Raw genomic sequence first — 14,033 nt, 5'->3', positions numbered from 1 at the left:
GCCGCGTAAGCGGCAAGACCGGGACCCAGTATTCCGTGTAGCCGGCGACTGAAAAAGGCAATCAGACAAGAGTTTACTGGATCCCGGCCTTTCGCTTCGCTCCAGCCGGGATGACACCTCTCATTCGCTCAACGAGGCTCGATTTCCACTAAGTCGGGCAGCATTGGACATGGTCTTGGCAGCCGTGCCGGTCCGGTTTTCAGATGGCGGAGCACATAAGCCTTTCTCCTCATTGAGCTGAAACAGCTTCCGTGCCTAAGATTGCCTGTCTGTAGGAGGGCAGACTGGTGCAATCCGCTTTTGGGAGGAAGCTGCCAGATGAGCGAGAAGACGACGGTGCCGGGCGAAACCGGTGCCACGACGGATTCTGAGATCAAGACATCCGGTCCTCAGACACAAGACACTCTGCGGCCCATGCCGCAGGTCAACAAAATCAGCGCCGACGATGTCATTGATGCACTTGCGGCAGGGTTGTCGGATTTTCGAAAGGCGCCTGTCTACGGACTGGCCATCGGCGCACTCTTCGCAGCGGGCGGCCTGTTTGTGATCTTGAGCGCAGCAGCGCTCAACATGAGCTACCTGGCCTATCCGGCGGCTGCCGGTTTCGTCCTGATCGGGCCCTTTGCAGCGGTCGGGCTTTATGAGGTCAGCCGGCGGCTGCAGTCCGGTGAAGAACTTTCCTGGTCAACGATCCTGGGAACCATGTGGGCCCAGAAAGGGCGCGAACTGTCCTGGATGGCCTTTGTCGTTCTGTTCATCCAGATCATGTGGATGTACCAGGTCCGCCTGCTTTTGGCGCTCTTCCTCGGCTTCAAGTCCTTCGCCTCTTTCGACGAGTTTCTCAGTCAGGTGATTTCCACACCGGAAGGACTGATGTTCCTGGCCGTTGGCCATGTGGTCGGCGCAATCCTGTCGCTCCTCCTGTTCTCCCTCACGGTGGTTTCCTTCCCGCTGCTTCTGGAAGAGGATCGGGACTTCATCACGGCGATGATCACAAGCGTTCGCGCTGTCGTCGTCTCGCCCGTGCCGATGATCGGCTGGGCACTGGTGGTAACCGCGCTTCTGATCGTCTCGATGGTGCCGGCGTTTCTTGGCCTGATCGTGGTGCTGCCTGTTCTCGGCCATACGACCTGGCATCTTTACAAGAAGTGCGTGGTGCTTCCGAAGGCGGCGAACGAGCCGGCAGCTCCTTAACGGAGCCTTGCGTTCCCGGTTCAATCCCGGGCCTTGCCGTAACGAAAACTTAGACTCGATAGGGCACTGTGCTCATCGAATACATTCGTTGTTTCGGCGAGCGGAGTACCGGTCATGAGCGAAGTCGCGGCGGTCAACAGATCCTGGTGGTCCATGGCAGGCATGGCGTTCGGCGCCGTGGCGCTGGTCTTGGCGCTCTTCCTTCATGGGGCCGGCCCCCTCGATCCCCAACCTACTATCGGGCAGTCGATCGGGGAAATCGCGGCGGATATCGGCAAGTCCGCGATGCGGGGTCTGAAGGGCGAGCCACAACCTGCCCCTGAGGCCAGGGCCTGGAGCCTCGACCGTATCCTGTCAACGTCCGCCTATGTGCTCGGCGGGGTCGCGGTGATCCTCGGCGTTTTCGGGTTCGTTTTTCGGGAAAAGCGACGCCTCGCCTTCGCCGCGGTCAGCATCGGCGGCGTGGCCATCGGCTTTCAGCTCTTCGTATGGACAGTGATGATCATCGCCGGGGTGATCTTGCTTGGTTACATCCTGTCAAACCTGACCGAGATCCTGGGCGGGTTTACCGGCGGGTAGGAAAAGCGGACGCTCTCGAAACTCATTTCAACGCGTTTGCGTTGCGCTCAATTCTAGCGCGCCTATCAATCCATCCTCATCAACTCAACTGAGCGCGATTGATCCGTTCTTCTTGGAATACAAACATGACCCGTCATTGCCGGACTTGATCCGGCAATCCAGGCCGCTCCTTTCCCCCGGACTCCAATCCTCGATCCTGGAAAGGTCACGGCATGGGTCCCATGGTCGAGCCATGGGACGACCGGAGAAATGGAGAGAACAACATGTCCCGGCATGGCCAATCCAAGAACCTCGCCAGCGTCATCCCGGACGACCTACGGGAGATCCGGGACCGGGGAACCAACGAGCGAGATATTCTGGGGCGAACAGATGGGCACTGCCGCACCGGTCCCGGATCTCCGCTTCGCTTCCGCCGGGATGACAAGCGTACATATTCAGCCTTGGTTCAGGACCTCGCAGCGGCCTCTTCCGAATAGTCAAGCCTCGGCTTCGTCTTCGGCTTCCATTGCGCTCTTGCGGGCCTGCCAGTCGCGCAGCAACTCGATATCCATCTCCGCTGAACGGTAGTCGACACGGGTCAGGTAGAGACCGTCTGCGGGGGCGACCGGGCCGCAGGCCTTGCGGTCACGGGCCTGAAGCGCGCTGGTGATTGCTCCCGGGCCCCATTTGCCCTCCCCGACCAGCCTCAATGTGCCGACCATGGACCGGACCTGGTTGTGCAGGAACGAGCGGGACGAGCATTCGGCAATGACGAACTCCCCCTCCCGATAGACCCGGAACTCTTCCAGCGTCTTTTCCGGGCTCTTGGCCTGGCAACGCGAATGGCGGAACGTAGTGAAGTCGTGATGGCCGACAAACTCTTGCGCCGCCTTATGCATGGCCTCGGCATCAAGATCCGGCTTCACGTGCCAGGCAAGGCCGAGTTGGTGGGTCAGCGGCGGCAGCCGATTGTGAATGCGGTAGCGGTAGGACCGGCGAATAGCGGAAAAACGGGCGTCGAACCCTTCGTGCATTTCAGCACAGTCGAGCACCACCACAGGATCCGGCTGGCAGTGGAAGTTCAGCGCGCCCATGATGGTCTTGGAGGGCCAGGATCTGGAAAGGTCGGCGTGACAAACCTGCCCGGTTGCGTGAACCCCGGTATCGGTGCGGCCTGCACCACCGATCGTCACGTCTTCGCCGGAAAAGGCCTTGATGGCGCGCTCAATCACGGCCTGAACGGAAGGGCCGTTGGCCTGGCGCTGCCAACCGCAAAACGGCCGACCGTCATATTCCACCGTCAGCTTGTATCGCGGCATCTACTCAAATTCTTCGAAGGGTGTGGCAAAGGCCACTTCGATGGGCAGGTCGCGCGAACCGGCTTCCGTCAACGCGAGCGCCATGAACGCATCACCCGCATATGGTCCCTGGACCTTTCGGGCGAGGACCGGATCGAAGCCGAAACGCGGATAGTAGGAGGGCGGTCCGAGCACAAGCACAAGATCCTCGCCGAGATCGCGCAGCTTTTCGAGCGACGCGGCGATCAAAGCAGAGCCGATCCCTGTGCGCTGTTTTTCCGGCCAGACGGAAACAGGGGCAAGACAACACACCTGAAGCGCGTGACCGGGGCCGATTGCCGCCGGGGTTACCCGGCTATAAGCAACGTGACAGACAACCTTGCCGCTTTCGTCCACGGCGACCTGTTCCAGCACCAGGGCACCGCAATGGCGCAGTTTTTCCACCAGTTTTGCTTCTACATGCGATGGAAAGGCTGCCTTCAGTAGATCCCTGACAACAACCTCGTCTTCAGGCGTCACGTCTCGGATCGTCAGATCGGGGGCATCAGTTGCGTCGCTCATCAGTGTCTCCTGCTGCCCCTAACCTAATCCAGAAGCGTGCCGTCAGAAAGAGATGCACCGCGCAGGAACTCCTGTCCGCTCACCGCCTTTTTGCCCGCACGCTGAACCTGATCCAGCTGGACTGCCCCGGTGGCACAAGCGACGATGGGTGCATCGGTGGTCGACAGAACCTCACCCGGTGCACCGCCCCCCTCGGCGAGCGAGCTTCTGAGGATCTTCACCCGTTCCGGCTTGCTGCCAAGCGGCATTTCGCACCAGGCGCCCGGAAAAGGTGACAGACCACGAATATGGTTGTGAACCTCTTCGGCCGTTTTCGACCAGTCGATCCGCGTTTCCTGTTTCGACAGCTTGGCAGCATAGGTGATGCCATCTTCTGCCTGTGGCTGCTCGCCGAGCGCGCCGCGCGACAAGGCCGCGAGTGCGCGAACCATCAAGTCACCACCGAGCGCGGAAAGCTGATCGTGCAGGTCGCCCGCCGTCATTGCGCTAGTGATCGTGACCGTCTCCGACATGCACACCGGGCCTGTGTCGAGGCCCTCTTCCATGCGCATCACCTGCACCGCGGTTTCGCTGTCACCCGCCATGATCGCGCGGTTGATCGGTGCCGCTCCCCGCCAGCGCGGCAACTTTGAGGCATGAAGGTTCAAACAGCCGAATTGCGGCGCGTCCAGCACGGCTTTGGGCAACAGCAGTCCGTAGGCGACCACGACCGCGACATCGGCATTCAAATCTGCAAACTTTGCCTGTTCTTCCTGATCTTTGAGGCTTTTCGGCGTGGAAACCGGAATTCCGAAAGACTCGGCCGTCTCATGAACGGGGGACTTTTTCAGATCCATGCCTCTGCCCGCCGGACGCGGCGGCTGGGAATAACAGGCGACGACTTCGTGTCCCTGACCGACGATTTCAATTAGGGTCGGCACCGAAAAATCCGGCGTGCCCATGAAGACGACACGAAGTGACATGAGGCTCCTGAGGGTTCAAGCGAAAGTTCGCCCCTTATTACGCCTAAAGCCGGCCCGGGCAAGGGGGCGAGTGTCCGCACGGCGCGTAATCGCGTCGCTATTTCAATTCTGTATGAGCCGGCAACTCCCAGGTTTGGTATTGAGCCACATTGTGAGAAAGGCAAAGGCCTGTCTCGAAGCAACGATGTCGTTCGGTTCCGCTTACCGCTGCCCGGTCCTGTCTCCTCTCCCTGAGGGAAAGGGCCAGGGTGAGGTGTCAAACCTGACAAGAGGCCTGAGACGTTTGTCCCCTCACCCGGCCTTCCAGGCCGACCTCTCCCACGGGGAGAGGTGTCGAAGCTCGAAGCACGGGCATCTCTCAACCCGCACACCCTCATCCTGAGGAAGCGCGGAGCGCTGTCTCGAAGGATGGGCCGCCAACTGCGCATCCTACCGCCATCCTTCGAGACGGACCTGACGGTCCTCCTCAGGATGAAGTCCGGGGTTCGAGGTGGTTGCCGCGATCTTGACCGGACGTCGTTCCGGACAAGCGCAGCGAAAGCTGCATGCCGATCCGGCGCATTTGTCCGGAAGGACAATCCCCATTTGTCTTCCTCAGAATTGCAGGCAGGTCCGGTCAGGCCAGCCCGGGCCAGAGAACCTTGAGACTGTCGGTCATCATCTCCATGGCGATGGCTGCCAGGATCATGCCCATCAGGCGGCTCATGACGCTGTTGGCGGTCTGGCCCAGAAAGCGTGACAGGAAAGGCGCGGCGAAGAACGTGCCGACGAGAAGCAGGATCGCGGCAGCAACCGCTGCGACATAGGCAACTTCCTGGCTGAAATTCGTTACCTGACCGCGAAAAATGATCATTGTGGAGATGGAGCCGGGGCCCAGAAGGATCGGAACCGTGAGCGGATAAATCGCCGGATTGTCCTGCGATTTCATGTGCTCCTTTTCCTTTTCCGTGCCGTGATGGGCCTGTGCCGCTTTGCCGGAAAGAAGATCGAGCGCGATCAGAAGGATCAGGAACCCTCCGGCAAGCCGGAAAGCATCAAGACTGATGCCGAAAACCTTGAGAATGATATCGCCGGACAGGCCAATGACGACGGAGCCGATCGTGAGACCGATCAGAATGGTCAGAGCCGTCTTGCGCTCGTAGGCCGGACCTCTATCCGATGTCAGGGCAAGGAAAACAGGAAGATTGGCAATCGGGCTCATGATCGCAAAAAGCGCAGCAAACGTTTTCAGGAACAATACCTGATCCATTAGGCCCCCAGTTGTCGTTCTTCAGCCCTTGCCGGCCAGTTTCGCCTGTTTGGTGAACTTCTTGATCACCCGGTCACGCTTCAACTTCGACAGGTAGTCAATGAACAGTTTCCCGTTGAGATGGTCAAGCTCGTGCTGGATACAGGTTGCCAGCAAGCCGTCGGCCTTGATCTCGGCCTCTGCGCCTTCCCGGTCCAGAAACTGGACGGTCACCTCTGCCGGACGCTCGACATCCTCAAAATACTCGGGGATCGACAGGCATCCTTCCTGGTAGACGGAGAGTTCGTCGCTGGACCACACGATTTTCGGATTGATGAAGACCATCGGCTGCTTGGGTTCATCCTCCTTGGCGACGTCGAGAACAAACATGCGCTTCAGGATACCGATCTGGCTGGCGGCCAGTCCAATACCAGGAGCGTCGTACATGGTGTCCAGCATGTCGTCGGCAAGTCCCCGGACGTCATCATCGACAGTTTCGATGGGCGCGCAGACTTCGCGGAGAACCGGGTCGGGAATCGTAATGATCGGGCGTAATGTCATGCGCCTGACATAGGCAATCAAACGACGGTGGTCAACGCGGAAATCAACGGGTTCGCTTGCGTTTTCAACGCATCTGAATTGCGTCGCGGATGTGCGTTTGAGCCGAATCGTTCTATGTTTGTTTCATGAACGAGATCCTGTTTGAGTTGAGTGGCCGTCCGGTGACGGTTCTGGAAACCGCGATTGCGGGCGGACTGTTCCTGTTGGCGCTGATTGTCTGGCTGGTCTTGAAGACCATGCGCCAGATCCGGCTTCGCGCGGAGGCCGACAGCGCTTCAACGGAACGGATCCACGAACTGGAAAGCCACCTGGCGCAGCTTTTGAAGTCGCAAGGCGAGATGACAGGCCGCATGCAGACCATGGCGGAAGTCTTCGGCTCTCGCCAGTCGGACATGATGCGCGCGGTCAATGAGCGCCTTGACGGGATGGGCCACAAGCTGGGACTGTCGATGGCCGACACGACCAAGAAAACCCAGGACGGGCTCCGGCATCTGCATGAGCGGCTTGCCGTCATCGACCGGGCGCAGCGGACAATTACCGACCTGTCGGGCCAGGTCGGCCAACTGCAGGCAATCCTCTCCAACAAGCAGACACGCGGTGCTTTCGGCCAGGGCCGGATGGAGGCCATCATCCAGGACCAAATGGCCCCGAGCACCTACACCTTCCAGGCAACGCTTTCCAACAACAGCCGCCCGGACTGCCTGATCCATATGCCGAACGGTGCGCCCTCGCTCGCAATCGACGCGAAGTTTCCCCTGGAGGCTTTCAACCTGTTGCGGAACGCGGAAACGGAGGAGCAGCTGAAATACGCACAGGCCCAATTCCGTCGCGACTTCGTCAAGCATATCCAGGATATCGGCGAGAAATATCTTTTGCCCGGCGAGACCCAGGACACGGCCTTCCTGTTCGTGCCGTCCGAGAGCGTGTTCGCGGAACTCAACGAGGGCTTTGAAGACCTCATTCAAAAGGCACACCGGACGCGGGTGGTGATCGTGTCGCCGTCCCTCCTGATGCTGTCCATTCAAGTGATCCAGTCCGTGTTGCGCGATGCCAAGATGCGCGAGCAGGCTCACCTGATCCAGGCGGAAGTCGGCCACCTGATCACCGATGTCGGCCGTCTCAACGACCGTGTCGGCAAGCTGCAATCCCATTTTGCGCAAGCCAACAAGGACATCGACCAGATCCTGATTTCCACCGACAAGATCACCAAGCGCAGCCGCAAGATCGAAGATCTGGAACTCGGGGACATCGAGTCCGCTGCGGAAGAGCAAGTGCAGGAAGAACCGCGCTTGGCTCTGACGCCGAAGGCCTGAACGCTATTGCGTGATCCAGATTCATTTGGCGGATGCCAATAACCAGGTCTAGAGTAACGGCTCCCCACCCGAACAACCTTCAGGGACAGAACATGTCCGGTCCAACGCAATTCGACGTATCAACAGCAGAACCGCCCGCTCATCTATCCGAACCGCTGAAGGCGCTCTGGTGGCTGAAGAAGGGAGAGCTTGGCCTGGGTCCGGAATGGGAAAAGGCCCACGAGATCTGCCAGCGAGACGAGGGTGAGCCAGCCCATGACTGGGTCCATGCGCTCTGCCATCTCATCGAAGGCGATCACGGCAATGCCGGCTATTGGTTCCGAATGGCCGGCAAACCTGTTGAACGTGACGCCGAGATCTTGTGGCAGGCGATGGCAAAGGCCTTGTAACGCTCTATGCCGAGAGGCGACGTGCCGAGGTGACAGCACCCCACTCGGTCGCAGCGATGCGTTTGATTGCCTGATCGAGCGGCTCATAGGCAACCGTCATTGTGAAACCGTTGGCGTGGAGCAAACGGTTTGCGCCGGCAACTATGCCGACATGACCTTTCCAGAAGACGAGATCGCCGCGCGTAAAAGCAGAGGGATCGTCATGCGGAATCTCGTCGCCCGCATCCTGTTCCTGGACATCGCTATCGCGCGGAATGTCGATACCTCCAGCCTGCGCGGCAAGCTGGATCAGCGCGGAGCAGTCGAGGCCGAACGATGTACGTCCGCCCCAGAGATAAGGCGTCCCGAGCATTTCTTCTGCCACCGACACCCAGTCGTCTTCCTGTTCGGTGAGCGGGACAAGGTGTTTGGCGACGACAGCCGAGCCGTCACTCAAAACCGCGTAGACCAGACCTCGGGTTTCCGTCTCTCTGACCACCGTGACCTTCGATCCGATGGACATCAGTCCGAGCGGGGGAAACTTCAGGTCTGGCCCCGGATAGCGGTAGGTGCGGAGCGCGCGCACGCGATGGGTCGCGGCGGTCACCTGTCCAAGGCCGTCTGAGGAAAACCAGCCAACGTAGCCATCCGTGTCGAGCTGCCCCCAGGCCCAACCCTCCGACGTCTGCTCAAAGACCGTGACCCATTCCCCGCGCAAAGCTTCCGTGTCGATGGATCTGTCAGGCCGTGGTTCGGGCCGGAAGGCCAGGCTGTCCGCAGTCACCTGAAACACTTCGCCATCGACGAACCGTTCGGCTTCCACCTTGCCCTCATAGTCTCTGGAGGCGAGGTCGGGGCGAACCGGATGAAAGCGGCGGTCAAAGGTATTGGTCATGTCTGATTACCAAGTCCGGCGGTTGAATGCCGCGTCAGCGCGGCAGCTCCTTGGCCTTCTCTACCACGAGATCGCCCAGCTGCTCCAGATAGAGTGCGCCTGACACAGTTCGTGTGATGATCACGTTGCGCTTGTCGGCCTCGTCGCGTTTGCGCGACAAGAGCCGCAGCCCGCCGAGCGTATCGAGCGCCCGGGTTATCGCGGGTTTGGTGACGTTCAACTTGGCCGCAAGGCCGCGAACTGTATGGGGCGGCGGTTCCAGGTAGACGGTCAGCAGGATTGTCATCTGGCGTGCGGACAGGTCCTGCTCGCTGTCTCGAACCAGCGCCAGATTGACTTCATGCAGCAGTTTCAACGCCTGTGAGGCGCGTATATCGACAGCCATAATCGAGCCGTTTTACCTGTTGATCACGGCTATCGAACCACAAAAACGTTTCGGACCCGTTATTTTGCCGCCGCATAGCGCTCCGAAATGAGATCGAACAGACAACGGATCCCCTGCGCTTCTCCGCCGACCGTTTTTCCGGGTCTTTCTGCCGGGGTCCAGCCGTAAATGTCGAAGTGAACCCAGCTTTCTGTGTTGTCCACAAAGCGCGAGAGGAAAAGCGCAGCAGTGATCGAACCGGCAAAACCTGTTCCGGATGTGTTGATGTGGTTGATGTCGGCAACCTTGCTGTCGAGATATTTCATGTAAGGCTTCCAGAGTGGAAGACGCCACAAGGGATCGGACGATGCTTCGGCGATGACCGCGATATCATCCGCCAGTCCGTCATCATCTGTGTAAAAGGGTGGCAGATCGGGCCCAAGCGCGACGCGCGCCGCACCGGTAAGGGTTGCCATATCGATCAGCAGATCCGAAGTTTCCTCATCCGCCAGAGCAAGCGCGTCCCCCAGGATCAGCCGGCCCTCCGCGTCCGTATTGCCTATTTCAACAGTCAGTCCCTTGCGGCTTGAGAGAATGTCGCCGGGTCTGAAAGCGCTCCCCGCGACCGCGTTTTCGACACACGGAACGATGACCCGCAGGCGCACCGGCAGGTTCGATGACATGATCATCGAGGCGAGACCCAGAACGTTGGCCGCACCACCCATGTCTTTCTTCATCAGCGTCATGGAGGACCCGGGCTTCAGGTTAAGACCGCCGGTATCGAAAATCACGCCTTTGCCGACCAGGGTTACTTTCGGAGCGTCTTCGTCTCCCCAGGAATAATCCGCAAGACGCGGTGCGCGCGAGCTCGCCCGGCCGACGGCATGCACCATCGGGAAATTTCTGGACAGGAGATCTTCCCCGACGATCACTTCTCCTGAGCCGCCGTGTTCCTCGAACAAGGCCGCGACCGTTGTTGCTAGTTCTTCAGGTCCCAGATCGTTGGCAGGCGTGTTGATGAGATCCCGTGTCAGCTTCACCCCATCCAGAACATCGCCGATCCTTTCAAGGTCGACGTCATCACCTATCCCAAGCCGACGTATTTTCCTGGACGGTTTCACGTAGCGTTCAAACTTGTAAGCCGACAGCGCAAATCCGAGCGCGGCCTCTTCGGGGTCGGGAAAGCCATCCGCAAGAAAGTAGTCACCCTGGGGCAGGCGATTGACCAGCCCGCCGAGCGCAAAAGGCTGGGAAAGGCCTGTCTCCTCCACGCCATAGAGCACAGCAGCCCCGGTACCGTCCCCGGTCTGGACCATCAGGTGGGATGACGGTTTTCCAGTGTAGTCGTTGACGGAGCACCAGGCGCTCGCGGCGTCCCCCAAGCCGACAAGCACATCCCCAAGGGACGCTTCCGTGACCGCGATGATGGGTGTTGCTTCGGACAGATCGGATTTGCGGACAAGGATTTCGCGCACGAGGGGCACTCCGTTGGATTGGATGAGAAGGTCATGCCTTCATAAGACAGGTAAGCCGCCGCGCCAAAAGACGCAATACGGTGCGAAAGGTCCGTGGCAATCTTGCAAATCGCAACACTGTTTAACCAACCATTAGGGTTAATTATCTATTTCTCTAAGGGAACCCCATAGGCTGCGGACAACAAGGATGTTGAAAATGCAAGCGCCCAGAAACGGATCCGTTCCCCGCTCCACGAAACGACTGGCGTCGGCACTCGTGGCCATGACCGCGCTTGCCCTTGTGACCGGATGTGCTTCGAATAAAACCAACACCGGAACGCATTCGCCCGCCTCCGGCGTCCATTCCGTCGCTCCGGGCTCGAACCTTGCGCGGGCCGAAGTCGCCAAGTGGGCGAAGCGATACGAGAAGGATCGGCAAAACCGCAATGCCATTCTCGGCTACTCGAATGCACTGAGCCAGAACGGACAGATCCAGCAATCCATGGCCGTCTTGCGGTCCGGTGTGATTGCGCATCAGAAAGATCGCGAGATCGCGTCCGCCTACGGCAAGGTACTGGCGATGAACGGGCGCTTTGATGAAGCTTTGAATGTTCTCAAACGCGCCCAGCGGCCGGACCTGCCGGACTGGAAACTGATGTCTGCGGAAGCCGCCATCTACGACCAGACCGGCAACCACAGCAAAGCCCGTAGCCTTTACAAGCAGGCGCTCAAGATCGCTCCGGAAGATCCGAGCCTGCTCAACAATCTCGGTCTCTCCTATCTGCTGTCAAACGACCTGCCGGATGCCGAATATAACTTGCGGCGCGCCGCGAGCCTCCCTGGCGCAGACAGCCGTGTCCGTCAGAACCTGGCGCTGGTGCTCGGCATTCAGGGCAAGTTTGACGAAGCCATCCAGGTGGCCCAGGCAGAACTGGACCCGCGCCAGGCGGAAGCCAACATCGCCTACCTGCGCACGATGATGCAGAAACGCCAACAGGGCTGATAACGGACCGGCCTGTCAGATCATCTAGCAAGCCGGCGCCTTCTTCCTCCTGGAACTACCACCTAATCCTTTCCCTTCCCTGCTTTTCCAACTCCATCGCAGGGACGCACGAACAAGAAACCCCGCCGGGTGATCAGGTCACCGGCGGGGTTATTTGTACGTGCCAAGATCGTTTCAGATGCTTTTGCCGCGTAGGGCGACTTCAGAGCCCCTTTGCAGAATGAAGAGCCAAACTTGAACGGTTATGGGCTCGTACCCTAGAAGGCATCGATCTCCATCACCTGCATGATGGCTGGGCTCATGATGATGAAGAACAGCACCGGCAGGAAGAACAGGATCATGGGAACGGTGAGCTTCGGCGGAAGCGATGCTGCCTTTTGTTCGGCAAACAACATGCGCTGCTCGCGCGTGTCGTCCGCCATGGTGCGCATCGCGCTGCCGACGGGTGTACCGTAGCGCTCCGCCTGGATGAGCGCCATCATGACGTTCTTCACGCCATCAACGCCCGTCCGCTTGGCCAGGTTCTCATAAGCACCGCGCCGCTCGCTCAAGTAAGAGAGCTCTGCTGTCGTCAGAGAGAGTTCCTCGGCAAGGTCGACAGATTGCACGCCGACTTCCTCGGCAACCTTCTGGAAGGCGCCTTCGATCGACATGCCCGATTCGACACAGATCAGCATCAGGTCAAGCGCATCCGGCCAGGCGCGCTGAATGTTGAGCTTACGCTTGTCGATCTTGTTTTTCAGGAACAGGTTCGGCAGGAAAGCACCGAGGCCGGCAATCGCGATACAGAAACAGACCTTGGCGACCGTCGGATAATCGTCGCCAATGATCACGAAGGCATAGAACAGCGAGATCACAAGAAGGATGACCGGCAGCGCGACACGCGCCGTCAGGAAGTAATAGAGCGGTGCCGAGCCGCGATAACCTGCCATCCTGAGTTTTTCGGTCGTGCTCTCATCAGAGAGAATTTCCTTCAGATTGAACCTGTCCACCAGACTTTTCATCTGGGCTTTTGGCTGGTTTCTCAACGAGGCGCGGGCATCCTGCTGGTTCGACTGAAGACGCGCCCGTTCCTTTGCGCGAAGCCGGTCGCGTTCGAGAGCGACAGACTTCATGCGTGATTTCAAAGTGTCGCCCGACAACATGGGCCCGACCAGCGAGAAGATCGTTCCTGTCACGGCAACCATTGCAAGGACTGCGGCCAGGAATTGCGACGATGCGATTGTTTCGAGATCCATGCCGCCCCCCTAGAAGTCGAAGTTGATCATGTGTCGCATGACCATTGTGCCGATGAACATCCACAGCAGGCAGCCACCGATGATGATGTTGCCGGCTGTCGTGGTGAACAAGAGCAGAATGTAGTCAGGCGCAATCAGGAAGATGATACCACCGACGCCGAACGGCATGGCGCCGATGATCATGGCGGATGATTTGGCTTCCGAACTCAGGGCCTTGATCTTGCCCTTGAGAGCTTTGCGGCCGCGCAAGACCTTCGACAGGTTTGCAAGCGCTTCGGCGAGACCGCCACCGGCCTTTTGCTGGATGGCAACCACGATGGCGAAGAAATTGGCCTCTGCCACCGGAACCCTTTCGGGCAGCTTTGACACGGCCTCGGCAAGCGACACACCCATCACCTGGGTTTCCGTGATCTTGCGGAACTCCGTTGCAACCGGTTCGCGTGACTCGCGCGCCACGACCTTGATGCAATCGGCAAGCGGAAGGCCCGCTTTCACACCGCGAACAATGATGTCCACACCGTTGGGCAATTCTTCCAGGAACTGGTTGAAGCGGCGCTTGCGCTTGTTGCCGACATACCAGCGTGGAAACCCGAGAAATCCGACGAAGCCGAACGCCAGCGTGAGCCAGATGTTACCGGTTGCGATCAGGCTGAGGATTGTAAAGATAATGCCGCATACGATGCTGAAGATAACGAAATGCTTCATTTCCCACTCGAGGCCGGCCTGCTCCATCTTGACTTTGAGGGAGACCTTTTGCTGGCTGTCGTGCTTGGCTTTCTGCCGCTGCTCAAAATCTTTCAGCTGGTCCTGGATCGACTTCTTGCGCCGGTCATTGTCTCTGATCAGCTTGCGCTGTTTTTCAGTTTGCGGACGCGCGGCAACAGCCTCCATTCGCTGATCCCGGCGCTTTGTCCCGGACAGTGTCGGCTGAAAGATACTGAATATGATGCCGCCAACGGCGAGCATCACCAGAACCGCGACGGCGATTCCGGTAATCTGAGGCGTTAGAAAGTCTTCAAATCCGGACATCAGTTTC

General features: G+C 59.0%; 16 protein-coding genes. 6 read left to right on the top strand and 10 right to left on the bottom strand.

Features of this window, described 5'->3' with window-relative positions; all coding sequences use genetic code 11:
- Nucleotides 1-318: 318 nt before the first annotated feature.
- The 3 genes from RBB47_RS26410 (at nt 319) to RBB47_RS26400 (ending at nt 2,249) form a co-directional block, all read left to right on the top strand.
- Complete coding sequence (locus RBB47_RS26410) at nt 319-1,194, top strand: DUF2189 domain-containing protein (RefSeq protein WP_371932859.1); 876 nt, start codon at nt 319-321, stop codon at nt 1,192-1,194.
- A 114-nt stretch (nt 1,195-1,308) separates the two neighbouring features.
- Entirely contained in the window at nt 1,309-1,773 is a 465-nt protein-coding gene (locus tag RBB47_RS26405) for a hypothetical protein (protein ID WP_305988909.1), read from the top strand.
- A 263-nt stretch (nt 1,774-2,036) separates the two neighbouring features.
- The gene (locus RBB47_RS26400) at nt 2,037-2,249 is read left to right on the top strand and encodes a hypothetical protein (protein WP_305988908.1); all 213 of its coding nucleotides are present in this window, start codon (nt 2,037-2,039) and stop codon (nt 2,247-2,249) included.
- Here the strand turns inward: RBB47_RS26400 and truA are convergent, their stop codons facing one another.
- The 5 genes from truA to def all read right to left on the bottom strand — a co-directional run bounded on the left by truA (nt 2,250) and on the right by def (nt 6,362).
- Nucleotides 2,250-3,071: a tRNA pseudouridine(38-40) synthase TruA gene (truA, locus tag RBB47_RS26395; RefSeq protein ID WP_305988907.1), complete on the bottom strand. Its 822-nt coding sequence runs from the start codon at nt 3,069-3,071 to the stop codon at nt 2,250-2,252.
- Nucleotides 3,072-3,611 (bottom strand): GNAT family N-acetyltransferase, encoded by a 540-nt coding sequence (locus tag RBB47_RS26390; RefSeq protein WP_305988906.1) that lies wholly within the window; start codon nt 3,609-3,611, stop codon nt 3,072-3,074. It abuts the gene before it with no gap.
- Between the two features lie 23 nt (nt 3,612-3,634).
- Nucleotides 3,635-4,573, bottom strand: a complete 939-nt coding sequence (gene fmt / locus RBB47_RS26385) for a methionyl-tRNA formyltransferase (RefSeq protein ID WP_305988905.1) — start codon at nt 4,571-4,573, stop codon at nt 3,635-3,637.
- A 616-nt stretch (nt 4,574-5,189) separates the two neighbouring features.
- Nucleotides 5,190-5,822: a MarC family protein gene (locus tag RBB47_RS26380; protein ID WP_305988904.1), complete on the bottom strand. Its 633-nt coding sequence runs from the start codon at nt 5,820-5,822 to the stop codon at nt 5,190-5,192.
- Between the two features lie 21 nt (nt 5,823-5,843).
- Nucleotides 5,844-6,362: a peptide deformylase gene (gene def, locus RBB47_RS26375; RefSeq protein ID WP_305988903.1), complete on the bottom strand. Its 519-nt coding sequence runs from the start codon at nt 6,360-6,362 to the stop codon at nt 5,844-5,846.
- Between the two features lie 125 nt (nt 6,363-6,487).
- On the opposite strand from def, the gene RBB47_RS26370 reads away from it, so the two are divergent.
- On the top strand, nt 6,488-7,675 hold the full coding sequence (locus RBB47_RS26370) for a DNA recombination protein RmuC (RefSeq protein WP_305988902.1): 1,188 nt from the start codon (nt 6,488-6,490) through the stop codon (nt 7,673-7,675).
- A 92-nt stretch (nt 7,676-7,767) separates the two neighbouring features.
- Nucleotides 7,768-8,064 (top strand): hypothetical protein, encoded by a 297-nt coding sequence (locus tag RBB47_RS26365; protein ID WP_305988901.1) that lies wholly within the window; start codon nt 7,768-7,770, stop codon nt 8,062-8,064.
- Nucleotides 8,065-8,068: 4 nt separating this feature from the next.
- Here RBB47_RS26365 and RBB47_RS26360 read toward each other — a convergent pair whose 3' ends face one another.
- From RBB47_RS26360 to RBB47_RS26350, 3 genes are read right to left on the bottom strand one after another with little or no spacing between them, the layout of a single operon-like run.
- Nucleotides 8,069-8,938 carry a C40 family peptidase gene (locus tag RBB47_RS26360; protein WP_305988900.1) on the bottom strand — a complete coding sequence of 290 codons (870 nt, stop codon included), beginning with the start codon at nt 8,936-8,938 and terminating at the stop codon, nt 8,069-8,071.
- Between the two features lie 34 nt (nt 8,939-8,972).
- Nucleotides 8,973-9,323, bottom strand: coding sequence for a MarR family transcriptional regulator (locus tag RBB47_RS26355; protein WP_305988899.1), 351 nt, complete (start codon nt 9,321-9,323; stop codon nt 8,973-8,975).
- A gap of 59 nt (nt 9,324-9,382) precedes the next feature.
- Nucleotides 9,383-10,777, bottom strand: a complete 1,395-nt coding sequence (locus RBB47_RS26350) for a M17 family metallopeptidase (protein ID WP_305988898.1) — start codon at nt 10,775-10,777, stop codon at nt 9,383-9,385.
- Nucleotides 10,778-10,973: 196 nt separating this feature from the next.
- Between RBB47_RS26350 and RBB47_RS26345 the strand changes: the two genes are divergently transcribed.
- The gene (locus tag RBB47_RS26345; protein ID WP_305988897.1) at nt 10,974-11,759 is read left to right on the top strand and encodes a tetratricopeptide repeat protein; all 786 of its coding nucleotides are present in this window, start codon (nt 10,974-10,976) and stop codon (nt 11,757-11,759) included.
- A gap of 257 nt (nt 11,760-12,016) precedes the next feature.
- Here the strand turns inward: RBB47_RS26345 and RBB47_RS26340 are convergent, their stop codons facing one another.
- Nucleotides 12,017-12,997 (bottom strand): type II secretion system F family protein, encoded by a 981-nt coding sequence (locus RBB47_RS26340; protein ID WP_305988896.1) that lies wholly within the window; start codon nt 12,995-12,997, stop codon nt 12,017-12,019.
- A 9-nt stretch (nt 12,998-13,006) separates the two neighbouring features.
- The gene (locus RBB47_RS26335; RefSeq protein ID WP_305988895.1) at nt 13,007-14,026 is read right to left on the bottom strand and encodes a type II secretion system F family protein; all 1,020 of its coding nucleotides are present in this window, start codon (nt 14,024-14,026) and stop codon (nt 13,007-13,009) included.
- Between the last annotated feature and the right edge of the window lie 7 nt (nt 14,027-14,033).

Source organism: Roseibium sp. MMSF_3544, from assembly GCF_030732845.1.
Lineage (GTDB): Bacteria > Pseudomonadota > Alphaproteobacteria > Rhizobiales > Stappiaceae > Roseibium.
The sequence above is the reverse complement of the archived record's forward strand: the minus strand, read 5'-3'. Positions and strand labels throughout refer to the sequence as shown.